Below are 24727 nucleotides of genomic sequence, written 5' to 3'. Positions count from 1 at the left end.
AGGATTCCTGTGTCTGACAGTCCTGACGCCGTCGTTGGAGAGATGAACGTGGAGAACGCGGGCGGCTGCCCGGTCTCCACCGGTCGCTTCAACCACCCCACCGAAGGCGGCGGCAACCGTGGCTGGTGGCCGAACCAGCTCAACCTGGCGATCCTCCGCAAGCACACCGCCGCCGCCAACCCCATGGGCGAGGACTTCGACTACGCCGCCGAGTTCGCCACCCTCGACCTCGACGCCCTGGCCCACGACGTCGACGAGGTGCTGACGACCTCGCAGGACTGGTGGCCCGCCGACTTCGGCCACTACGGGCCGTTCATGATCCGCATGGCGTGGCACAGCGCGGGCACGTACCGCATCAGCGACGGCCGCGGTGGCGCGGGCGCTGGTATGCAGCGGTTCGCGCCGCTGAACAGCTGGCCCGACAACGGCAACCTCGACAAGGCGCGCCGCCTGCTCTGGCCCGTCAAGCAGAAGTACGGCCGCAAGATCTCCTGGGCCGACCTGATGATCTTCGCGGGCAACCGCGCGCTGGAGACGATGGGCTTCACCACCTTCGGCTTCGGCGGCGGCCGCGCCGACGTCTGGGAGCCCGACGAGGACGTCTTCTGGGGCCCGGAGCGCACCTGGCTCGGCGACGAGCGCTACACCGGCGACCGGAACCTCGAAGAGCCGCTGGCCGCCGTCCAGATGGGCCTCATCTACGTCAACCCCGAGGGCCCCAACGGCAACCCCGACCCGCTCGCGGCGGCCAGGGACATCCGCGAGACGTTCGGGCGCATGGCGATGAACGACGAGGAGACCGTCGCACTGATCGCGGGCGGCCACTCGTTCGGCAAGACCCACGGCGCGGCCGACCCGAACCAGTACGTCGGCCCCGAGCCCGAGGGCGCCTCGATCGAGGAGCAGGGCTTCGGCTGGAACAACACCTTCGGCACCGGCAAGGGCCCGGACACGATCACCAGCGGGCTGGAGGGCATCTGGACCCCCACCCCGGTGACCTGGGACAACACCTTCTTCGAGACCCTGTTCGCCTACGAGTGGGAGCTGGAGAAGAGCCCGGCTGGCGCGAACCAGTGGAAGCCCAAGGACGGCGCTGGCGCGGGCACCGTGCCCGACGCGCACGACCCGGCGCGCAAGCACCAGCCGACGATGCTGACCACCGACCTCGCGCTGCGCGTCGACCCGATCTACGAGCCGATCTCCCGGCGGTTCCTGGAGAACCCGGACCAGTTCGCCGACGCGTTCGCCCGGGCCTGGTTCAAGCTCACCCACCGCGACATGGGCCCGATCCAGCGCTACCTCGGCCCGCTGGTGCCCAGCGAGACGCTGGTCTGGCAGGACCCGGTGCCCGCCGTCGACCACGAACTCGTCGACGCCGAGGACATCGCCGCCCTCAAGGCCCGCCTGCTCGACTCCGGCCTGACCACCGCGCAGCTCGTCTCCACCGCGTGGGCGTCGGCGTCGACGTTCCGCGGCAGCGACAAGCGCGGCGGCGCGAACGGGGCGCGCATCCGCCTCGAACCGCAGCGGACCTGGGAGGTCAACGACCCCGACACGCTGGCGACGGTGCTGCGCACCCTGGAAGAGGTCCAGGCGTCGTTCAACAGCGCCCAGACCGGCGGGAAGAAGGTCTCGCTGGCCGACCTCATCGTCCTCGGCGGCTGCGCCGCGGTCGAGCAGGCCGCCAAGAACGCCGGTTTCGACGTCCAGGTCCCCTTCACCCCGGGCCGCACCGACGCCACGGAAGAGCAGACCGACGCCGAGTCGTTCGCCCCGCTCGAGCCGACCGCGGACGGGTTCCGCAACTACCGCGGCAAGGGCCACCGCCTGCCGTCGGAGTACCTGCTGATCGACCGCGCGAACCTGCTCACCCTGACCGCGCCCGAGATGACCGTCCTGGTGGGCGGCCTGCGGGTCCTGGGCGCGAACCACCAGCAGTCCCCGCTGGGCGTGCTCACCGCCACCCCCGGGTCGCTGACCAACGACTTCTTCGTGAACCTGCTGGACATGGGCACGCAGTGGTCGGCGGCGTCCGAGGACGCGGAGACCTTCGAGGGCCGCGACCGCGGCACCGGCGCGGTCAAGTGGACCGGCAGCCGCGTCGACCTCGTCTTCGGCTCGAACTCCGAGTTGCGCGCCGTCGCCGAGGTCTACGCCAGCGAGGACGCCAAGGAGAAGTTCGTCCGCGACTTCGTGTCCGCCTGGGACAAGGTCATGAACCTCGACCGGTTCGACATCGCCTGATTCCTGCCTGATTCCTGCCCGATTCCTGCCTGATCCACCCGGCTTGACCCACCCAGCCTGACCCCGATGTCCAGGTCGGCGGCCCCGCCCGCCGACCTGGACATCACGGTTGGCCCCTGTTTCCCCGGAACAGCCGCCGAGCTGACTTCTCCATCGAGCCAAGCGCCCCTCTCCGTCCGGGCGTTTTTTCTTTCCCATTCAGAAACCTCCGCACACACTGCGCCTCCACTTCCCAGTCAGCATTTCTCCCTTATCTAGATAATGCATAGTGGATTGGGCATTCAATAGCCACGGAAAATGGGGATGCCTCCTTCGGGGTGAACTTCGCCGGTTCCCGGGGCGAAGGCCATGGGACAGCGGCCGTCCGGGTACACCGACCGAATCGGCTGCTCACCGTCCCCATCGACGTGAGCGGGGCGCCCGGAACGAGGAGGAACCAGACATGGGGTCAGCGCGCGACCTGGCGGTGATGGTCACCGGCGGCGGCAAGGGATTGGGCCTGGAGTTCGCCCGCGCGCTGGCCGAGGACGGGGCCGCGGTGCTGGTGACCGGCCGCGACCAGGCGGCGCTTGACCACGCGGTGCGCGGATTGCGGAAGGCGGGCGGAACCGCCGAGGCGGTCAGGGCCGACGTCACCGACCGCAAGGAGATCGAGCACGCGGTCAACCACGCCGTGGACGCGTTCGGCAAACTCGACGTGCTGGTGAACAACGCGGGCACGCCCGGTCCGCTCGGGCCGACGTGGGAGGTCGACGAGGCCGCATGGTGGCACACCTTCGAGGTGAACGTCCGCGGCACCCTGTTGGCCTGCCGCGCCGCCGCCGAGGTCATGGCGCCCAGCGAGCGCGGGCGGATCATCAACATCACCAGCCACGCGGGCAAGCACCGGTGGCCGCACGCGAGCGCCTACTCGGTGTCGAAAGGCGCGATCATCAAGCTGACCGAGAATCTGGCCGTCGAACTGAAACCGCACCACGTCAGCGTGGTCAGCTACCACCCGGGCCTGATCGACGCCGGAATGACGCACGAGCTCATGACCGCGGAGCATTCCGATCCGTGGGAGGAAAAGGTCGCAGAGTTCTTCCGCCACGAAAAAGACGAGGGCCGGTTCACCAGCATCGAGCAGGCCAAGAGCACGCTGCTGCGCCTCGTGACAGGCGAGGCTGACACTCTGTCCGGCCGGTATGTCACGGCGGAAGACGACCTCGCCGAACTCGCCGCCGAGAAGAAATAGCGGCCGACCCGGAAAGGAAAGTGGATGGACGACAATCTCGCCACGCTTCTGGAAGCCGTGGCCGACGAGGCGGGTGACCGGGTCGCGGTCGCGCACGGCGACCTGACCCGGACGTGGCGGGCGCTTGACGACCGCGCCGCGCGGCTGGCCGGATGGTTCGCGGCCCAGGGCCTGGGCCGGGGCGCGCGGATCGCCGTCGCCCTGCACAACGGGCCCGAGTACGTGGAGACCGTGCTCGCGGCGATGAAACTGCGGGCCACGGCCGTGAACGTCAACCACCGCTACCAAGACCGCGAGCTGGTGGACCTGCTGACCCGTTCCGGCGCCGGGGCGCTGGTCCACGACGCCGCGCTGGCGGAGAAGGTGACGGGCGTGCGCGACCGACTGCCGCCGATGCCGATGCTCGCGGCCGGGGCGGACTACGAGGCCGCGCTATCCGCGACTCCCCCGGCGCACCGGGTCGAACGCTCGGGTGAAGACGAGTGGCTGACGTTCACCGGCGGGACGACAGGCGCGCCCAAGGGCGTCCTGACCACGCACCGTTGGCTTCTCGAAGTGGTGGCGGACAACGGTTACCGGCCGCGCGGGGTGGCCATGCCCGCCGACCTGTCCGAACTGCGCGCCACCACCCGCGCCCTGCTCGACGGCCCGCCTGAGGTGACCCTGGTGGCGCCGCCGCTGATGCACGCGACCGGCCTCTACACCACGCTGGGCTGTCTGCTCGCCGCGGGAACGGTGGTGTTCCTGCCTTCCCGGTCCTTCGACCCGGACGAACTGGCCGAGCGGATCGGCAGGCACCGGGTCACCACGGTGTGCCTGGTGGGCGACGCGTTCTCGGTTCCCCTGGCGGACGCGCTCGACCGCGCGGCCGAACACGGTCGACCGTACACTGTGGACAGCGTGCGGCGGATCATGAGCGCGGGCGTGATGTGGAGCGCGGAGACCAAAAAGCGGCTGCTGGAGCACTTCGACGCCGAGTTGGAGGACTTGGTCGCCGCGTCCGAGGGCGGGCCGTTCGCGCGGTCGGTCACCACCCGGGGCGACGATCCGGTCACCGGCCGGTTCACGTTGCTGCCGGGGTGCCGGGTCGTGGACGAGGACGGCCGCGACGTGCCGACCGGGCAAGCGGGCTCGCTGGCCGCGCCCACCCGCGACGACATCGGCTACCTCGACGACCCAACGGAGACCGCGCGGGCGTTCCGGGTCATCGACGGCGTCCGCCACGTCGTTCCCGGGGACGAGGCGACCGTGGAACCCGGCGACGCGGTCACCTTGCGCGGCCGGTCGAGCCGGATCATCAACACCGGCGGGGAAAAGGTGTTCGCCGAGGAAGTGGAACAGGCCGTCGGCGGCCACCCGGACGTCGAGGACGTGAACGTGATCGGCGCGCCCGATCCGCGGTGGGGGCACCGGGTCGTGGCCGTCATCGCGCCGCGGTCCGGCGCGGAGCCGACGGTGGAGTCCGTGCGGTCGCACGTGCGCGGAGACCTCGCCGACCACAAGTGCCCCCGGCAAGTCGTTCTCGTGGAGAAGATCAAGCATGGTCCCGGCGGCAAACCCGACCTCGACTGGCTGCGCGAGGTCGCCCAGCGCCAGGCCGACTCGGGCGGTTCCTAAGCGGCGCGGGTGTCCGGCACAGGCCCTCGGCTCGGACGGAATTCCCTGGCTTCCCGAAATCGGGGACAGCACCGTCGACGCCATCGGGTCATTTCCGGTTGTCGCAGGCGATCCGCAGCGTGGTCAGCGCGTCGGCCCAGCAGTCGGCGAGGTCAGCGGTCCGCGCTGGGTCGAGCGCGGTCAGCACGGACAGGGTGGCCTGGCCCTGGTAGCTGGTGAGGATCGTGAAGCAGGTGTGCTTGGGCGGCAGCCAGGGAATGGCGATGACCTCGTCCACCGGCGTGCCCGCCACGGCCAGCGGCCGGACCGGCGGGAAGCTCGACGCGGTCAACGCGACGTTGCGGCGGCTGCCCAGCAGCGTGACGCACACCGTGCCGAGCCCCGGCGGGAGATCCTCGGCGAGCGCGCGCAGCGCGGGTCGGCGGGCGGCCATTCTGCGGCGGGACGCCGCGCGCGTCACGGCCGCCAGCCGCCGCAGCGGATCGGGTTCCCCGCAGGGCAACGCGACGCGCATCAGCCCGATCGAGGTGCCCGCGGCCGGTTGGTCCTCGCCGTCCCTCCTGGTGTCCACCGGCACGCACACCGGCAGCGTGGCGCCGGTGACGTCGGACGTCGGGGACCACAGCCGCAGCGCCCCGGTGAGGGCGGCCAAGTGGGCTTGGCCGATGGTGGCCCCGCTCGCCGCGCTGATCGTCCGCAGGTCGCTCAGCGGCGCGCTCCGCCAGGTCAGGCGCCGCGGCGCGTCCGGGGCCTGCGCCAGCGCGGCGACCTTCCGCGCCGGGGTGAGCGCCGCGGCGAGGTCCGGCAGGGCGCCAAGCGCGTGCCAGGGGCGGGGTTTCCTCGGCTGGGTCTTCCAGGTCGGGGAGCGGTCGCCGAAGACCACTTCGAGGGTGCGCAGCAGGGCGACCCCGTCCTGGGCCGCGTGGTGGACGAGGCAGCCGACGCCCCAGGTCTCGCCGTCGCCGGGAAGCAGCCACATCCGCCACAGGGGCCGGTTCCGCTCCGGGTCGGGCCCCAGCCACACCGTCGCGGGCTCCGGCCCGACCACGGCCGCCGGCAACACGTCGATGTGCGCGTCCAGATCCACTTCCACGCGCTCCCAACGCGGCTCGCTCCCCTGCGCGAGCCGGTGCGTGAACGCGGGCAGGTGGTCGAGGTGGCGCCCCACCAGGGCGCGCAGCGTGTCGACGGGCGGCGGTGTGCCCCTGAGCCGCAGCAGGACCCCGAAGTAGAGGCTTCCGGAAGAGCCGGTCGCCTCCTGCATCGCCAGAAAGGCCCGCGTCAGCGAGTCGACCCGCAACGACGCGGAGCCGACGTCAGCGGTGGTCATGGTCTGAGGTTAGGGGGATGACCGACCACGCGCTCGCCTGCCGTGCTCGGGGCGGTGCGCGCACGTGCGCGTCCGCGGTGGCGTCGCTCCACAGTGGACCATGTGTTCGCATGGGGTGCCATGACGTGGAAGGCCCGTCGAAGAACAGGATTTCCGCTCGCCCGTTCCGCGTCGGCCGTCGAGCTTGGTGGACCGGGAGCGACAACCGCTCCCGGTCCACCAAGCCGGAGTCAGCCGGAGACACGCACCGGGAGCCGCCGGGGGCAGATGAACTGCATCGGGTTCTCCCACTCCATTCCGGCGTCGTGGTCGACGGTGATCTCGCTGAAGCGGTCGAACAGGCTGTTGAGCGCGATCCTGGCCTCCAGCCGGGCCAGCGGGGCGCCGAGGCAGAAGTGGATGCCCTGGCCGAAGGCGATGTGGCCGCCGGTGGCGCGGTGGATGTCGAAGCGGTCCGGGTCGGCGAAGCGCCGCGGGTCCCGGTTCGCCGCGCCGGTCCACAGGGTCACCAGTTCGTCCTTGCCGACGCGGTGGCCGCCGAGATCGGTCTCGGCGGTGGTCACGCGCGCCATGCGGGAGAACGGCGGATACAGGCGCATCAGCTCCTCGGCCGCGCCCGGCAGCAGGTCGCGGTCGGCCCGCACCTCGGCCAGCGCCTCGGGGTGGCGGTCGAAGGTGATGACCGCGTTGCCCAGCAGCGCCATGGACGCGGCATGGCCCGCGAACAGGGTCAGCCCCACCAAGCCGATGAGGTGGCCGTCCCGCAGCGGTTCCCCGTCGATGGTGGCGTGGGCCAGCCCGGTGAGCATGTCGTCGGCCGGGTTCTTCCGGCGCGCGCGCACGTGCTCGAGGATGTACTCGTTCATCTCCCGGATCGCGGGCGCGACCTCGGCCGCCATCACGTCCGGCGGGACCGTGGCCGCGTCGAGCGCGCCGAGCGCGTCGCCCCACGCCCGGTACCGGTGCACGTCACCCGCGGGCAGGCCGAGCATCTCGGTGACGACGATGATCGGCAACGGGTACGCCACCGCGTCGATCAGGTCGAACCGGCCCGACGCGGGCAGGTCGTCGAGCAGCGAGTCGACGGTCCGGCCGATCCGCTCGGCGAGGTCGCCCACCGCGCGCGGGGTGAAGGAGTGGCTGATGACCTGGCGCAGCTTCCTGTGGTGCGGCGGGTCGCTGGTGACCAGGTTGCCGGTGAGGAACAGGTCGAGGTCGGGCTGGGGGTCGTTGAACAGCCGCACCGTCTCCGACGAGAACGTCTTCGGGTCGGTGAGGACCCGGGTGACGTCGGCGTGGCGGAACAGCTGCCAGCCGTACTCGTCGTCGTGGTGCACCGGTGTGGTGTCCTGCATCTCGCGGAACCAGGAGAACAGCGAGTCGACAGGATCGGCGGCTGTGTCCGCGGTGATGTGCTCGGTGGCGCTCATGGCCTCCCCTGATCTGGTGCCGGGTCGGTGGTCACAGGCCGACGAAAGAGCGGTAAACCCGGCGGTTCACCTTCGGCAGGGCCATGCCCTGGGTGTCCGGGGAGGCGTTCGGCGACGGCGCCAGGGTCGGCGCGCCCGCGACCCGCAGGCCGGACTCGATGGCGCCGTCCATGTAGCCGCTCCACCCGAGGGCGAGGTCGTCGCCCGCGAACTTGACCCTGCCCAGCGGCTGGCCGATCGCGCGGTGCAGCCTGGTCAGCTGCCGCGGCTGGCGGAACGCGGGTCCGCCGAGGGAGAACTCCTCGGCCTGCCAGTCGGACACGGTGTGGCTGCGCACCACAGCGGACGGGATGATCTCGCGGACGGCTGCCTCGACCGCGGCGCGGTTGGTGACGTCGAAGGAGGTGTCGACGGTGAACGCCACGGCGGGGGCGTTGTCGTTGAGGCGGCCCATGATGGCGAACGGGAAGCCCTCGGGCGCCTCGGCGATGAACCGGTCGGTGGGGGTGGCCAGGTCCAGCCACAGCTTCTTCTGCCTGGGCACGCCATAGCCCTGGGCGGTGGCCTCCAGGTGCGGTTGGGGCAGGCCGGGGCTGAAGGCGATGGTCTTCCAGACGTTGACCGGCACCGCCATGATGACCTCGGGGGCGGTGAAGGCGGCCCCGGAGCGGGTGGTGACCCGGACCGTGCCGTTGGCCTGCACCACCGAGGCGACCGGGGCGCGGAGCTTGAGGTCGGGCTTGCCCTCGTTGAGGATCGCAGTGGCCAGGGCGACCGTGCCGCGCTCGATGCGGAAGGTGTTGACCCCGGAGAATCCGGTGTAGTTCCAGCCCGCCAGTGCCCACCACTGCGCCAGCTGCAGCAGCCCGCCGCGGCTGGAGGGCGCTCCGTACAAGCTGGTGGTGCCGGTCATGCGCATCTCGTCCGCGGGAGGGTATGCCAGCTGGTTGAGGCGGTCGCGCAGCGACAGGCCGTCCAGCGGGGTGAGCAGGTCCTCGCGGGTGAAGGGCGCGTAGGGCTTGGGGAAGTAGTCCCTGGCTCCGGCGAAGAACGGGGTGAACAGCTCGCCCTGCCGGGTGTAGGCGGTCACCGGGTCGAACTCGGCGAAGCCCCCCGGAGTCGGCATGAGAACCCGCTCGGGGCCCTGGTCGGCGACGATCGTGAGGTTGTACCGGGACAGCTCGCGCCACACGTGCGGCTGCAGCGGGTCGACCCAGGCGCCGCCGCGCTCGATCTCGTAGTCGTTGAAGCGGTCGGTCCAGGTGCGGCCGCCGATGCGGTCGCGCGCCTCGAGCAGCAGGACCCGACGGCCCTTCTTGCGCAGCTCACGCGCGGCGGTGAGCCCGGCCAGGCCAGCGCCGACCACGATCGTGTCGTAGTCGCTGCGGCCCGCCTGCTCCGCGGCTTGCGCGGACTCCGTCGCCTCGGCGATCGCGGCGGCGCCGAAGCCCGCCGCCGTGCCCGCGACGACGAGCCCACCCGCCTTGAGCAGGGTCCGCCTCGATAAGTGGCCGCTGCCCCCCGAGCCAGGACGCGCGTCATTGTCAGTCATTTTATCCCCCAGGATGAGATGAAAGAAGAACACACCACACCAGCGGCGGTCGTCGCGAGGACGGGAATCCGAATCGAGCGAATACGGACGATCCGGATTCCCGACTCCGCTACCGCGAGTGCGGAAAGAAAAACTTAAAAGGTGATTCAGAAAGTGGTGCGGCCGTCGGTCAGGCGGAGCGCTTGCGGAACTGCTTGATCAAGGCCGCGTAGCTGTTCTCGGCGTCCCCGTCCACGACGGCGCGGTTGGCCACTTGCAGGAAGAACTTGGGCAGGTCGATGTTGACGCCGAGCACCTCGCTTTCCTCAAGCAGGTGCCGCATACCGCCCAGGTGGACATTGACGGTGGCGTCGGTGGCCGGGAACTCGCCCGCGTCGATCTGCTCGGAGTAGGCCGTCACGTAGTCGGCGGTCACGTTGATAGCGGTCGTGGCCATGCCCGCGAAGGCGCCCGCGCTCACGTTCGCGGTGCCCAGCAGCGCCGCGGCGTGCAGGAAGCTGTTGAGCACGCCCCACATGATGGTCAGGACAGCCATGTCGTACAGGGCCGACAGGCCGTGGTCCTCGCCCAGGTAGACGGTGACGTCCTCGCTCAGCGCCTTGAGGGTGGCCTCGTGCTCGCCGAAGGCGGCCTGGGACCCGGCGTAGAGCATGGTGGCCTCGGAGGTGCCGATGGCCGCGGGCAGGGCGAGGATCGCGCCGTCGAGGTAGGCGACGCCAAGCTTCTCCGCCCACTGCGCGGTCTCACGCGCCTGGGTGGAACTCGCGGTGGTCAGGTTGACCAGGGTGCGGCCCGCCAGGGACGCGCCGACCGGGTCGAGCAGGCCGTGCACGGCGTCGTAGTCGGAGACGCAGACCACGACGAGCGGGCCCGCCTCCACCGCGGCCCGCACGGATTCGGCGAGGACGGCGCCCTGGCCGACCAGTTCGTCCGCCTTGCCCGCGGAACGGTTCCAGACGGTGGTCGGGTGGCCGTTGGCGAGGAAGGCCTTGGCCAGCGCCTGGCCCATCAGGCCGAGGCCGATGACGGTGACCGGCGACTCGGAGGGGGGAAGGGTCGACACAGGTGGTTCTCCATATCTCATGCGGTAAGCGCCGCGGTGGGTTGTTTCGGTTCTTGCGCCTGCGTCATGGGTGGCGCGGGCCCGCGCCCACCCCCGCGCCGGTGGGGACCGCCGGTCAGACCTTGCCCGCGGTGGCCGCCTCGTCCGCTGTCCACGGTCCGCTGACGCCGAACGGATTGTCGACGACGTAGCGCCAGAAGCCGTCGTCCCCGCGCCGCAGAACATCGATGGCGACGCCTTCGAGGTGCTCGGGCTCGCCATTCTCGTCAAGCGCCTGCATTTCCCACTCGACCACGAGCATCGCGGTGTCGCCGACGACAAGCTGCTGGCGGACCTTCGCGTCGACGGTGGGCTTGCGGGTCCTGAGGAAGTTCGCGACGTATTCGCGGCGGGCCTCGCCGTAGTGCGGGTTGCCCGGCTCCCAGACGCTCACCGCGCCGTCGACGTACATCGAGTTGACGGCGTCGACATCGCCCGAGTTGAAAGCGATCCCGAAGGCTTCCTGGTGCTTATCGATATCGGTCGCCAGAACGTTGTCACGGTCGGTCACGACGATTTACTCCATTCGTGTCTGCGGCAGCCGCACAGAACTGATTGCAAGCTATCAGGGCGCGTCCTCGGTTTGCTCTCGTCCCGGTAATCACGTGCGGCACCGCGCGATTACCAGAACCGGGCCGAGGAGAAAACGCGCCCGTCAAGGTCTAGGCCCTGTCTAGGCGGTCGGGACTGACGCCCGCGCCACCGCTTCCTGGATTTCCGGGGCGACCAGCGCCGCGGCCGGGTCGAGCAGGAACGCCACCCGCGCGTAGGCCACCAACAGGTCCCCGTCCCGCGCCGCCGCGGCCAGGAACCGGTCGAGATAAGCCTGCTCGGCCACCTGCTCCTCGGTCGGCTCCCCACCCACGCCAGGGAAAGCGGCGTCGGCGCCGGTGGTCAGGTCCCACACGTGGTCGACGGCTCTGGCCGCGAGGTCGGCGAGAAACGTCCGGGGCGCGACGGCCCCCGGCCGGGAAACGTGCTCGCGCAGCACCCGGGCGCCGAGGGCGGCGACGGTGATGCCCTGCCCGTATACGGGGTTGAAGCTGCACACCGCGTCGCCGATGACCAGCAGGCCGTCGGGGAAGGACGGCAGCCGCTCGTAGCGGCGGCGCAGGTTGGCCGGGAACCGGTAGGTCAGCGGGTCGCCGAGCGGCTCCTGGTCGTGCACCGCCTCGTGGATGTCGGTGGCGGCAAGGGACTTGAGGAAGTCGTGGAAGCCCGCGGTGTCGCGCGGCGGGTACGCGCCCGCGATGCCGTAGCCGGTGACCACGGCGCAGCCGTCCTCGATCTTGGCGCAGAGTGCGCCGCGCGGCACCGCCGCCGATCCGCCGACGTCGATGGAGACCTCGTCGACGAGGCGGTCCTCGCTCAGCCGGTAGTACTGGGTGGTGTAGCCGACGTTGACGGTCAGCTTCTCCTCCTCGACCTCGCCGTAGCCCAGCTCGGTTAGCCACGACGGGGTCCTGGTGCGCCGCCCGGTCGCGTCGACCACCAGGTCGGCGAGCAGGTCGCGGTGGTCCTCGCCCACCGCGACGCGGACGCCGACGACGGTGGCGCGGGCCGGGTCGGTCAGCAGCCCCTTGATCTCCACACGTTCCTGGAAGACCACAGTGGACAGAGCACGCACCCGGGCGCGGACCCGCCGCTCAAGGTGCGGACGGCTGACCGACAGCAGCGGCAGCCCGGATCGCGGCTTGGGCATACGCGTGCCGTTGACCAGCCACCGCACATTTTCGGTGCCGTCGCCCACCACCGCCCCCGCCGCGCTCAGCTCGCCGGTGATGCCGGGGAACAGCTCCTCCACCGCGATCAGCCCCGCGGCCAGCAGGTTGTGCAGGTGCCCGCCGTGCGGGACGCCGCGCCGGGTCTCGCTGTGGCCCTTGCCTCGGTCGTCCTCGGCCAGGTCGTCGCGGTCCACGACGACGACCTCGGCGTAGCTGTCGGCCAGCGCCCGCGCCGCCAGCAGCCCGGCCATGCTCGCGCCGAGGACGATCGCGCGGCCCCGATCAGTTGTCTGCACTGCGGTCACTCTCCTGCCTGTCCGGACCCGGCGGGAGACGGGAAGTAGCCCGCGCGGACGAAGAAGTCGATGTACTTGTCGAACAGCTCCCGGTCGACCGGCGGGCACTCGACCCCGGTGCCCGACAGGGCGCGCTCGGTGTCCGAGACGTCGATCGGGGGGTAGGTGGCCCGGCCGGGGACCTGGTTCATCCCGGTGAAGGAGTCCAGGAGGGGGACGATGGCGTTGGCCCGGTCCGCGCGCACCCGGCCCAGCCAGGTGTCCCAGTCCACTTCGGGCAGGTCGTAGCCCGCCGACCGGAGGTGGCCGACGAACTCGGCGAAGGTCTGGTCCTGCCGGTTGTAGAGGTGGAAGGTGCGGTTCGCGGTGTCCTCCCGCCTGGACAGGTGCACGATCGCCGAGCTGACGTAGTCGACCGGCACCATGTGCACGACGCCCGCGAGGCGCCGCGGCACAGCCCCCGACTCGAGCAGGCCCTTGAGGCTGAGCCAGACGAAGTCCTTGGTCTGGCACGCGCCGCTCACCCGGTCCCCGCAGACCACGTCGACCCGGTAGACCGAAACCGGCAGTCCGCGGGCGCGACCGAGCCCGATGACCTGCTCGGCGACCCATTTGCTCCGCAGGTAGCCGTTGTGCAGCAGGTGCGCGGGCCCGGTCGGGTCGGTCGGGGTGGCCGGGGCGGCGCCGGGCTCGGGGGCGGGGAACACGCCGGTGGTGGACACGTAGTGGACCGGGACGGTCCGGTGCGCCGCGGCCAGCCGCAGCACCTCCCGGGTGCCGCCGACGTTGCCAGCGGCGAGCTCGGAATAGGGCCGCAGCCAGCTGACCGCCGCGCCAGCGTGGTAGACGGCGTCCACCCGGCGGGACAGGTCGTCGAACGCGTCCTCGGCCAGTCCGAGTCCCGGGGCGGACAGGTCGCCGACGTGGACCACAAGCCGCTCGGGGTCGACCTCGGCGCCCACCTGGTACCAGGTGAGGTTGTCGCGCAGCCTGCGCGTGGCGTCGGCGAGGTCGGCGCCGCGCACCAGGCAGTGCACCCTGGCCCGGGTGGACCGCATGAGGTCGCGGAGCAGGAAGGCGCCGAGGAAGCCGGTGGCTCCGGTCAGCAGGACCTCGGCGGGGTCGGCGGCGGCCACCGTGGTCTCGGGCGCGGGGCGGACGTCGTCTGGCAGGTGGATGTCGGCCGCGTAGTCGACGTGATCGACGTGTCCGACAGGGTCGACGTGGTCGACGTGGTCGACACCGGTCGGGCCCGATTCCGCGGGCGTCGCGGCGGCCAGGGCCGCGAGCAGGTGGTCCACCAGGTCGTCCGGGGTGGGATGCTCGAAGATCAGCGCCGGGGACAGCGTGAGTCCGGTGGCGTCGGCGAGCCGGTTGCGCAGCTCCACGGAGGTGAGCGAGTCGAACCCGAGGTCGGTGAACCGCTTGCCGCCCTCGACGGTCGCCTGTCCGGAGTGCCCGAGCACCAGGGCGACCTCGCGGAGGGTGAACTCCGCGACGGCCGCGCGCCTGCGCGCGGGAGTCAGGCCCGCCAGCCGCTCGGCGGTCAACTCGTCGTCGGCCGCGGCCCCGCCGGTGTCCTGGACCAGGCGGCGCAGCAGCAGCGGCGACCGCCTGGCGTCGGCCCGCAGCGCGTCCAGGTCGACCGGGGTCACCACGAGTGCGGGCCTGCCCGCGCGCAGGGCCAGGTCCAGCATCGCCGGGCCGGTGTCCTCGGTGATGGCGAGCAGCCCGGCACGGGCGATGCGGTCGAGTTCGGCGCGGGTCAGGTGCCCGCTCATGCCCCGCTCGTGCGCCCACAGGCCCCACGCCAGCGAGGTCGCGGGGAGCCCGAGCCCGGCGCGGTGGTCGGCCAAGGCGTCGAGGAAGGTGTTGGCCGCGGCGTAGCCGGACTGGCCCGCGCCGCCGATGACGCCCGCGACGGAGGAGAACAGCACGAAGGCGTCCAGGTCGTGGTCGCGGGTGAGCTCGTGCAGGGTCCACGCCGCGTGCGCCTTGGGCCGCAGCACGGCCGTCACCCGGTCGGGGGTCTGGTCGGCGATCATGCCGTCGTCGATGACGCCCGCGGCGTGCACGACGCCGGTGAGCGGGTGGTCGGCGGGGATGCCCGCGAGCAGCGCGGCGACCGCGTCCCGGTCGGTGAGGTCGCAGGCGGCGACCCGCACTCCGGCGCCGTGCTCGGCCAACTCGGCGGCCAACTCGCCCGCGCCCGCCGCGTCCGGGCCGCGGCGGCTGACCAGCAGCAGGCGCCGGACGCCGTGCCGCTGGACCAGGTGGCGGGCCACCAGGCCGCCGAGGGCGCCGGTGCCGCCGGTGATCAGCACGGTGCCCTCGGGATTCCACCGGTGGTCGCGCCCGCCCGGCCTGCCCGCCTTGACCAGGCCGGGTTCGAGGGCGCGGCCCGCGCGGAGGGCGACCTGCGGCCTGCCGCAGGCGAGAACGGCGGGCAGCGCGGCGGTGGACGCCGGGTCGTCATCGGTGTCGACGAGCACGACCCGGTCCGGGGCCTCCGACTGCGCCGTGCGCAGCAGGCCCCACAGCGGCGCGGCGACGAGGCCCGCGGCGTCCACTCCCCCGCTCTCGGTGGCCACCGCGCCTCGGGTCAGCACCACCAGCGGGACCTGGGTGGTCCGCTCGTCGGCCAGCCACGCCCGCACCAGCGCCAGCGCGTCCAGCACCGCGCGCTCGGCGCGGGCGGGCACGTCACCGCCCGCGGCGAACAGCGCGGGCACGACGAGGGCGTCGTAGGAGCCCACCGCGTCGAGGGCCGCGGCCGCGTCGACGAACTCGACCAGTCCGGCGCCGGTGGCGATCTCCGGGATTTCCGCCCCGGTGAGGCGCAGCAGGCCCAAGGCCCGCGGGGCGGCCCGCTCGGGCGGGGTGAAGGGAGCCCAGTCGACGCGCAGGATGGCGTCCCGCGGCGTGTCGGCGGGCCGCGTCACGGTGACCTCGGTGGTCTCCAGCCAGTACCGCTCGCGCTGGAACGGGTAGGTGGGCAGGTCCACCTGCCGCGCGCCGGTCCCGGCGAAGTAGGCGGGCCAGTCGACGGGCACGCCGGTGGACCACAGCCCGCCCAGGGCAGCCACGGCGTCGTGGGCCTCGGCCTGGACGTCGCGCACCGCGGGCACGGCGGTGATCGGGGCGATCCCGGCGACCATGGCCGAGAGGACCCCGGCCGGGCCCAACTCCAGGGTGGCGGTCACCTTCCGCTGGACCAGGGTGCGGACCGCGTCGAGGAAGCGGACCGGCTCGCGCGCCTGGCCGACCCAGTACGCCGGTGAGCGCAGTTCGTCCCCGACGGCGACGCGGCCGGTGACCGTGGAGACGATGGGGATCTCCGGCGCGCGGAAGGCGACCTTGTCCAGCACCCGGCCGAACTCCGCCAGCATCGGGTCCACCAGCGGTGAGTGGAACGCGTGGCTGACCACCAGGTGTTTGGCGCGCCTGCCCCAAGAGCTCACCGTGTCGGCGACGCGCTCGACCGCGTCCTGGTCGCCGGACACCACCGTCGAGTCGGGGCCGTTCACCGCGGCGATCGCGACCGCCCCCGCCAACAGGGGCGCCACCTCGTCCTCGGTGGCCTGCAGCGCCACCATCGCCCCGCCCTCGGGCAGCGCCTGCATGAGCCTGCCCCGCGCGGTGACGACGAGCGCCGCGTCCGGCAGCGACAGCACTCCGGCCACGTGCGCCGCGGCGAGTTCGCCGACGGAGTGCCCGGCCAGGTAGTCGGGGCGCACGCCCCAGGACTCGAACAGCCGGAACAGGGCGACCTCCAGCGCGAACAGCGCGGGCTGGGCGTATTCGGTCGCGGTGAGCCGGTCCGCGTCGTCGAGCACGTCGCGCAGCGGGTGCTCCAGGTGCCGGTCCAGTTCGGCGCACGCGGTGTCGAACGCCTCGGCGAACACCGGGAACGCCGCGCGCAGCCGGGCGCCCATGGCGACGCGCTGGGCGCCTTGGCCGGTGAACAGGACTCCCAGCCTGCCCTTGCCCGGCGCGGCGGCGGTCGTGCCGCTGGCGCCTCCCTCGGCGAGCGGGCGCAGCCCGGCGAGCAGCGCGCCGATGTCGGAGCCGACGACGACGGCCCGCTCGGTCAATGCGGCCCGACTGGTGGCCAGCGTGCACGCCAAGTCCACACCGGACAGGCCCGGCGTCTCCGTCAGGAGGGAAACCAGGTTGCGCGCCTGGGCGGCCAGCGCCTGGCCGGACTTGGCCGACAGCGCCAGTGGGAGCACGGGCGGCGCTGACCGGGGTCCTGCCGCCGCGCTCTCGGGGGGAGCCTGTTCGAGGATGACGTGCGCGTTCGTGCCGCTGACGCCGAACGCCGACACCGCGGCCCGGCGCGGCCGGTCGGTCTCCGGCCACGGGCTGTGCTCGGTGAGCAGCGCGACGCCGCCGCCGGACCAGTCGACCAGCGGGGTGGGCGCGTCGACGTGCAGGGTGCGGGGCAGGGCGCCGTGCCGCAGCGCCTGGACCATTTTGATCACCCCGCCGACGCCCGCTGCCGCGACGGTGTGCCCGATGTTGGACTTGAGCGAGCCCAGCAGCAGCGGGCGCCGCGGAGTGTGCGCGGCGCCGTAGGTGGCCAGCAGCGCCTGGGCCTCGATGGGGTCGCCGAGCCTGGTGCCGGTGCCGTGCGCCTCGACGGCGTCGACCTCGGCCGCGTCCAGCCGCGCGTAGGCGAGGGCGGCGCGGATGACGCGCTCCTGGGCGGGGCCGCTGGGGGCGGTCAGCCCGTTGGACGCGCCGTCTGAGTTGACCGCGGACGAGCGCAGGACGGCGAGCACCCGGTGCCCGTTCTCGACGGCGTCGCTGAGCCGCTCCAGCAAGACGAGGCCTGCGCCCTCGGCCCAACTGGTGCCGTCGGCCGCCGCGGCGAACGACTTGCAGCGGCCGTCGGGGGCCAGGCCGCGCTGGCGGGAGAAGTCGACGAACCCGCCGGGGCTGCCGACGACCGTCACACCGCCCGCGAGGGCGAGCCGGGACTCGCCGCCGCGCAGCGACTGGGCGGCCAGGTGCATGGCGACCAGGGACGACGAGCACGCCGTGTCCACGGTCATGGCCGGGCCCTCGAATCCGAAGGCGTAGGAGAGCCTGCCGGACACGACCGCGCCGAGCTTGCCGGTGAGCAGGTAGCCCTCGAACTCCTGCGGGCCGGTCAGCCCGAGGTAGGACTGCTCCACCGCGCCGACGAAGACGCCGACGTCGGCGCCGCGCAGCGGGGTCGGGTCGATGTTGGCGTGCTCGAAGGTCTCCCACGCGGTCTCCAGCAGCACCCGCTGCTGCGGGTCCATGGAGAGCGCCTCGCGCGGGGAGATCCCGAAGAAGTCCGCGTCGAAGTCCGTCGCGCCGTCGAGGAAGCCGCCTTCGCGGGTGTAGGTGGTGCCGGGCGAGTCCGGGTCGGGGTCGTAGAGGGCGTCGATATCCCAGCCGCGGTCGTCGGGGAACCCGGTGATGCCGTCGCGGCCGTCCGCGACGAGCCGCCAGAGGTCGTCGGCCGAGCGCACGCCGCCCGGATAGCGGCAGGCCATGCCGACGATCGCGATCGGCTCCGCGCGGCCGGACTCCAACTCCGCGATGCGCTGCCTGGCCTTGCGCAGGTCCGCGGTGACCCATTTCAAGTATTCCGCGAGCTTCTTCTCATCCGCCATGGCGAGGGGCACCTGTTCTGGGAAGTCGGGCGGGCGTCAGCGCTGGGCGCGGCCGAGCTCGTTGTCGATGAAGTCGAGCAGTTCCGCGGTGGACGCCGACTCGAGCGGGTCGTCCGGTCCGGCGGCCTGGGCGGCGTCCTTCTCCAGCCACCGGGACAGGACGGTCTGCAGCCGCACGGTGATCTGCTCGCGGTCGGCGGTGTCCTCGGCGGCGGCCAGCGCGTGCTCCAGCTGGTCCAGCGCGGTGAGCGCGGACGAGCGGGGCTCGGCGGCGGCATCGGGGGCGACCCGGTCGAGCACGAACTCGGCCAGCCGCGCGGGCGTGGGATGGTCGAACACCGCGGTCGCGGGCAGCTGGACTCCGGTGCCCGCGGTGAGCCGGTTGCGCAGCTCGACCGCGGTGAGCGAGTCGAAGCCCTGTTCCCGGAACGGCTGCCCGGGGTCGATCGCGGCCGGGTCGGTGCGGCCGAGCACCGCGGCCACCGCGCCGCAGACCAGGTCGAGGACGAGTTCCGCGCGCTCGACGCCGGTCAGCCCGGACAGCCGCGCCGCGATCGGCTCCTGGCCGCCCGCCGCGGGCCTGCCGGTGGTCGGGACCAGCGCGCGCAGCAGCGGCGGGACCCGGTGCAGGGCGCGCACCGCGTCCAGATCGAACGGGGTGACGGCCACCGCGGGCAGTCCGGTCGCGAGCGCGGTGTCCAGCAGCGCGACCGCGTCGGCCGCGGGAATCGGGACGAAGCCGTCGCGGGCGAGCCGGGCCCGGTCGATGGGGCCGACGCCCGCGTTGATGCCGCCGTCGACGTCCCACAGCCCCCACGCCACCGAGGTGGCGGGCAGGCCGAGGGCACGGCGGTGCTGGGCGAGCCCGTCGAGATAGGCGCAGGCGGCGGCGTAGTTGGCCTGGCCGGGGCCGCCGAACAGGCCGACGGCGGCGGAGAACAGCACGAACGCCGACAGGTCCGCGTCCCGGGTCAGCTCGTGCAGGTGCCGCGCGCCGTCGGCCTTGGGGGCCAGCACGGCGTCGAGGCGACCGGGGGTCATGGCCGGGAGCAGGCTGTTGTCCAGCACGCCCGCCGCGTGCACGACCCCGGTCAGGGGCCGGTCGGCGGGGATGTCGGCGAGCAGCGCGGCGAGCGCGCCGCGGTCGGCGACATCGCACGCGCTGACCTGGACCTCGGCGCCGAGGCCGGTCAGCTCGGCCACCAGGTCCCCGGCCGCGGCCGGGCCCGCGCGGTTGACCAGCAGCAGGCGCCGGACGCCGTGGGCGGCGGCGAGGTGGCGGGCGACGGCGGCGCCGAGGACCCCGGTGCCGCCGGTGATGAGGACGGTGCCCTCGGGATTCCACGTCGGGCCGTTCGCCGCGCTGGCCGCGGCGGGGCGGAGCCGGGTGAGGCGCGGGACGCGGACCTGTCCGGAGCGGATGGCGGCCTGGGGCTCGTCCGCGGCCAGCAGCGCCGACAGCAGCGCGGGCGGGACCGGGTCGGTGTCGGTGTCGGTGTCCGAGTCGGTGTCCGAGTCGGTGTCCACGAGCAGTATCCGGTCAGGCGCCTCGGTCTGCGCCGACCGCACCAGGCCCCACACCGCCGCCGATGCCGGGTCGGGCGCCTCGGTGTCCACCGCGCCCCGGGTGACGACGACCAGGCGGACCTCGGCGAACCGGTCGTCGGCCAGCCACCGCTGGACCAGGTCCGCCGCTTTCCGCACCGCGTTCCCGCCGCCGACCGGGGCGAGGAGAGCGCGGGCGCCGTCCCCGGCCGCGAGCGCCTGGGCGAAGGCGGCCAGGTCGTCCCCGCCCGAGTCGCCGAGCGTCGTCCATGGCGTCACCCGGGCCGACGGCCGGATCACGTCCGGAACCCACGCGACCTGGTGGAGCGCGCCGAGCGGGTCCGGCCCGCCGGGGTCGGCGCCCCCGCTGGCCGAGGGGGCGACGGGCTCCAGCCAGTACCGCTCGCGCTCGAAGGGGTAGGTCGGCAGGTCGACCTTGCCCGCGCCGGTCCCGGCGAAGAACGCGGCCCAGTCGACCGGGACGCCCCGCGCGTGCAGCACGGCCAGCGCGTGGACCAGCGTCCTGGGCTCGGAGTGCTTGCGGCGCAGGGCGGGCACCGCGACGGCGTGCTCGACGCCGGTTGCGGCCATCGCGGACAGCACCCCGTCCGGCCCCAGCTCCAGCAGCGTGGTGACGCCCTGGGCCTCCAGGGTGCGGACGGCGTCGAGGAAGCGGACCGGTTTGCGGATCTGCTCCACCCAGTAGTCGGGGGAGGTCCACCCCGCGCCCGTCTCGACCTCGCCGGTGACCGTGGAGACGATCCCGACCCGGGGGCTGTGGAAGGTCAGCCCCTTGGCGACGACGCGGAACTCGTCGAGCATCGGGTCCATGCGGTGCGAGTGCGACGCGCGCAGGATCGGCAGGACCTTGACGCCGCGGCCGCGGTCCCGCCAGACCTGGGCGACGGCGTGCACGGCGTCCTCGTCGCCGGAGAGCACGACCGCCCTCGGCCCGTTCACCGTGCCGATCACGGCACGGCCTTCGGCGTCGAGGGTCTCACGCACCTCGTCCTCACTCGCTTCGACCGCGACCATCGCGCCGCCGTCTGGCAAGGCGCGCATGAGCCTGCCGCGGGTGGTGATCAGAACCGCGGCGTCGCGCAGCGTCAGCACCCCGGCGAGGTGGGCGGCGATCAGCTCGCCGGTGGAGTGGCCGACGAGGTGGTCCGGGTGGACGCCCCAGGTGTCGAGCAGGCGGAACAGCGCGACTCCGACCGCGAAGAGGGCGGCGAGGGTGTAATCGATCTCGCCCAGCTCGTCGCCGGTCTCGATGACCTCGCGCAGCGGGCGGGGCAGGTGTTCGTCGAGAGCCAGGCAGACCTCGTCGAACGCCTCGGCGAAGACGGGGAACGTCTCGGCCAGCTCGCGGGCCATCCCGACGCGCTGGGCGCCGCCGCCGGTGAACATGAACGCGAGTCGTCCCTCGTCCTTGGTCCCGATGACCGCGCCCGGCGTCCCCTCGGCCAGCTCGGCGAGACTGGCGACCAGCTCGGCGCGGTCGCCCGCCAGGGCGACGGCGCGGTGCCGCAGGGCGCTGCGGGTGGTGGCCAGCGAGTAGGACAGGTCGAGCAGGTCGAGGTCGGGGCGCTCGGCCAGGAGCGCGGCGATCCGCCCCGCCTGCGCGCGCAGCGCCTCTGGCGAGCGGGCGGACAGCACGAAGGGCAGGACCGGGGCTGCGGCGACGGGCACGTCGGCCTGCTTGCCCTCGGCCCGGTCGGTGGCATCGTCCGCGGGCTCGCCCACGGGCGGGACAGGCGGCTGCTCGACGATGACGTGGGCGTTCGTGCCGCTGAACCCGAACGCCGACACCCCGGCGCGGCGGGGCCGGTCGGACTCCGGCCACGCCTTGGCCTCGGTCAGCAGGGCGAGCGCGCCGGAGGCCCAGTCGACGTGCGGGGTCGGCTCGTCGGCGTGCAGGGTCTTGGGCATGACTCCGTTGCGGATGGCCTGCACGACCTTGATGACGCCGCCGACGCCCGCCGCGGCCTGGGTGTGGCCGATGTTGGACTTCAGCGACCCCAACCGCAGCGGCCGGTCGGCGGGTCTGCCGCGGCCGTAGGCGGCGATCAGGGCGTTGGCCTCCAGCGGGTCGCCCAGCGGGGTGCCGGTGCCGTGCGCCTCCAGCAGGTCGATGTCGGCGGCGGTGAGCCCGGCGTCGGCCAGCGCGGCGCGGATCACCCGCTCCTGCGCCGGGCCGTTGGGGGCGCTGAGCCCGGCGCTCGCGCCGTCCTGGTTGATCGCCGACCCGGAGATCACGGCGAGCACGTCGTGGCCGTTGCGGCGGGCGTCGGACAGGCGCTCGACCAGCAGCAGGCCGACGCCCTCCGACCAGCCGGTGCCGTCGGCGGCGGCGGCGAAGGACTTGCACCGGCCGTCCGCGGACAGGCCGCGCAGCCGGGAGAACTCCACGAACACCTGCGGCGTCGACAGCACTGTCACGCCACCGGCCAGCGCCAGGTCGCACTCGCCGCGGCGCAGGGACGCGGCCGCGAGGTGGATGGCGACCAGCGACGACGAGCACGCGGTGTCGACGGTGACGGCGGGGCCCTCCAGCCCGAAGACGTAGGCCAGCCTGCCCGAGGCGACGCTGCCCGCGCTGCCGCTGTAGAGGTAGCCCTCGAACTCCTCCTGCGGCAGGTGCGGACGGGCGCCGTAGTCGTGGTACATCGAGCCGACGAACACTCCGGTCCGGCTGCCGCGCACCGAGTCGGCGGGAATCCCGGCCCGTTCCAGGCTCTCCCACGCGCTCTCCAGCAGCAGCCGCTGCTGCGGGTCGGTGGCCAGCGCCTCGCGCGGCGACATGCCGAAGAACGCCGCGTCGAACCGGTCCGCGTCGTGCACGAACCCACCCAGGTCGGTGTAGGACTTGCCGACGCTGTCGGGGTCCGGGTGGTAGAGCCGGTCCAGCGGCCAGCCCCGGTTGTCCGGGAACGGGGACACCGCGTCCACGCCGTCGGCGACCAGTCGCCACAGCCGCTCCGGCGAGTCCACGCCGCCCGGGTAGCGGCACGCCATCCCCACGATGGCGATCGGCTCGCGCTCCCGGCTCTCCACCTCGCGCAGGCGCGCGCGGCTGGCCTGGGCGTCCGCGACGGCCCGCTTGAGGTACTGGCGGAGTTGGTTCTCGTCAGTGCGCACGCGCCGTCAGCTCCCGAAATCGTCGATGGGGCGCACGGATGGGCTCCTGGACACCGTGCACGGTCATCTCCCGTTCGCGGAGAACTCGTCTTTCGGCTCGCCGCTCTGGCATTGTGTCCCGACCGCGCTCGCAAAGCAGTAATCGTCCACTCTCGCCGGTCCTCGAAACGATAATCGGACCGATTAGCACTGAATGAGAAGGGCATTACTCGCGATTCTGTAGCTTTGCGCACACGTAGGCCCTCACAAGGTTGGGAACCGGATTGACCACGAACCCTGAACATTCAGGAAGCGACCTCGCGGAGCCCTACCTCGGGGGTCTGCTCGCCTCACTGGGACTGAACGTCCATTACCACCGGGCGCGGAAGGACACTCTCTATTACCGCGACGAAACAGGCCGTGAGGTCGCCGTGCTCGACCTCGTGGGCGGATACGGCTCGACCGTCCTCGGGCACAACCACCCCGCACTGGTCGCCCACGCCAGGCAGCTGCTGGATCAGGGCGTCCCGGTGCACGCCCAGTTCTCCCGGCACCCCTATGCCAACGACCTTGCCCAGCGGGTGAACGCCATCCTCCGCCGCGAGTTCGGCGACGTCGGGGAGTACTCGGCGATCTTCGCCAACAGCGGCGCGGAGGCGGTCGAGATCGCGGTCAAGCACGCCGAGCTGGACCGGGTCGCGAAGGTGGCCGACCTGATGGCGGAGATCGACGGGAACATCGAGAAGGCCCGCGCCGCACTCGCCGGGGGCGCCCGCGTCCCGGCGGACGAGACCCTCGACCGGCTGACGGTGGCGCGTGCCGCCCCGCCGGACGCGGTGCTCGACGCGGTCACCCGGGCCAACGCCGAGCGCGCCGCGGCAGCGCCGGTGTTCCTGGCCCCGGAGGGCTCGTTCCACGGCAAGCTCGTCGGCAGCGTCCAGCTCACGCACAACGCCGGGTTCCGGACCCCGTTCCAGTCGCTCGCCGCGCGGTGCCGGTTCGTCCCGGTGCGCGAGCCCGACGCGCTGGCCGAGGCGATCGACGCCGAGCGCGGAACCCTGTTCGACGTGGCCGTCGACGGCGACGCCGTCCGCGTGGTCGAGCGGGACCTGCCGGTCATCTGCGCGTTCATCCTCGAACCGGTCCAGGGCGAGGCGGGCATCCGGCCGTTCGACCGGGAGACCGTCGAGCGGGTCCAGCGGGTGTGCGCCGCCGTCGACCTGCCGATCATCGTCGACGAGGTGCAAAGCGGCATGGGCCGCACCGGCACGTTCTTCGCCAGCTCGCAGGTGGGCCTGCTGGGCGACTACTACACGCTGGCCAAGAGCCTCGGCGGCGGAATCGCCAAGGCGGCGATGACCCTGGTGCGCAAGTCGCGCTACCGCGACGAGTTCGAGCTTGTGCACAGCTCGACCTTCGCCAAGGACGCCTTCTCCACGCTCATCGCGGCGCGCACGGTGGACCTGCTGGAAGCCGACGGCGGCGCGGTCTACGCGCTGGCGGCCGAGCGCGGCGCCCGGCTGCTGGCCATGCTGAACGGGTTGCGGGACGAGTTCCCGACCGTGGTCGCCGACGTGCGGGGCGTCGGACTGATGATCGGCATGGAGTTCCGCGACCAGTCCGGCTCCGCCGCGGGGTTCATCGCCGAGCAGGCCCGCGACGGGCTCCTCGGCTACGCGCTGTCCGGCTACCTGCTGCGCGCGCACGCCCTGCGCGTCCTGCCCACCGCCAGCGCGACCGACACACTGCGCCTTGAGCCGTCGGTGTTCATCACCGACGGCGAGATCGACCGCGTGGAAGCCGGGTTGCGCGCCCTGCTCACCGCCCTGCGCGACGGGGACGAAGCCGCCATCGCGCCCGGCTGAGAACCGCGGAAAACGAACCCCGA

Annotated in this window: 10 protein-coding genes and 2 pseudogenes; 4 read left to right on the top strand and 8 right to left on the bottom strand. The window is 72.8% G+C overall.

Features of this window, described 5'->3' with window-relative positions:
* Positions 1-9 precede the first annotated feature (9 nt).
* The 3 genes from katG (at position 10) to BLS56_RS16960 (ending at position 5095) form a co-directional block, all read left to right on the top strand.
* Complete coding sequence (gene katG / locus BLS56_RS16970; protein ID WP_091451571.1) at positions 10-2244, top strand: catalase/peroxidase HPI; 2235 nt, start codon at positions 10-12, stop codon at positions 2242-2244.
* Between the two features lie 442 nt (positions 2245-2686).
* On the top strand, positions 2687-3478 hold the full coding sequence (locus tag BLS56_RS16965) for an SDR family NAD(P)-dependent oxidoreductase (protein ID WP_091451569.1): 792 nt from the start codon (positions 2687-2689) through the stop codon (positions 3476-3478).
* Between the two features lie 24 nt (positions 3479-3502).
* Positions 3503-5095, top strand: a complete 1593-nt coding sequence (locus BLS56_RS16960) for an AMP-binding protein (protein WP_091451567.1) — start codon at positions 3503-3505, stop codon at positions 5093-5095.
* A gap of 88 nt (positions 5096-5183) precedes the next feature.
* Here the strand turns inward: BLS56_RS16960 and BLS56_RS16955 are convergent, their stop codons facing one another.
* The 8 genes and pseudogenes from BLS56_RS16955 to BLS56_RS16920 form a co-directional block, all read right to left on the bottom strand.
* A complete protein-coding gene (locus BLS56_RS16955; protein ID WP_091451564.1) occupies positions 5184-6425 on the bottom strand; it encodes a WS/DGAT domain-containing protein in 1242 nt (413 codons plus the stop codon).
* 230 nt (positions 6426-6655) lie between these two features.
* A complete protein-coding gene (locus BLS56_RS16950; protein ID WP_091451562.1) occupies positions 6656-7855 on the bottom strand; it encodes a cytochrome P450 in 1200 nt (399 codons plus the stop codon).
* 31 nt (positions 7856-7886) lie between these two features.
* Positions 7887-9407 carry a flavin monoamine oxidase family protein gene (locus BLS56_RS16945; RefSeq protein ID WP_091451559.1) on the bottom strand — a complete coding sequence of 507 codons (1521 nt, stop codon included), beginning with the start codon at positions 9405-9407 and terminating at the stop codon, positions 7887-7889.
* Between the two features lie 169 nt (positions 9408-9576).
* Positions 9577-10470 carry an NAD(P)-dependent oxidoreductase gene (locus BLS56_RS16940; RefSeq protein WP_228771703.1) on the bottom strand — a complete coding sequence of 298 codons (894 nt, stop codon included), beginning with the start codon at positions 10468-10470 and terminating at the stop codon, positions 9577-9579.
* 115 nt (positions 10471-10585) lie between these two features.
* Positions 10586-11020: a YybH family protein gene (locus BLS56_RS16935; RefSeq protein ID WP_091451553.1), complete on the bottom strand. Its 435-nt coding sequence runs from the start codon at positions 11018-11020 to the stop codon at positions 10586-10588.
* Positions 11021-11182: 162 nt separating this feature from the next.
* Positions 11183-12529 (bottom strand): NAD(P)/FAD-dependent oxidoreductase, encoded by a 1347-nt coding sequence (locus tag BLS56_RS16930; RefSeq protein WP_091451696.1) that lies wholly within the window; start codon positions 12527-12529, stop codon positions 11183-11185.
* Between the two features lie 5 nt (positions 12530-12534).
* Positions 12535-18177: pseudogene (locus BLS56_RS16925) on the bottom strand (thioester reductase domain-containing protein); the annotation flags it as partial.
* A 36-nt stretch (positions 18178-18213) separates the two neighbouring features.
* A pseudogene (locus tag BLS56_RS16920) lies at positions 18214-22818 on the bottom strand (SDR family NAD(P)-dependent oxidoreductase); the annotation flags it as partial.
* A 305-nt stretch (positions 22819-23123) separates the two neighbouring features.
* On the opposite strand from BLS56_RS16920, the gene BLS56_RS16915 reads away from it, so the two are divergent.
* The gene (locus BLS56_RS16915) at positions 23124-24704 is read left to right on the top strand and encodes an aspartate aminotransferase family protein (protein WP_091451546.1); all 1581 of its coding nucleotides are present in this window, start codon (positions 23124-23126) and stop codon (positions 24702-24704) included.
* Positions 24705-24727: the final 23 nt, after the last annotated feature.

Origin of the sequence: Actinokineospora iranica (assembly GCF_900101685.1) — a bacterium.
Taxonomy (GTDB): Bacteria; Actinomycetota; Actinomycetes; order Mycobacteriales; family Pseudonocardiaceae; genus Actinokineospora; species Actinokineospora iranica.
Note: the sequence above shows the minus strand (reverse complement) of the source record. Positions and strands in the feature narration are given on the sequence as shown.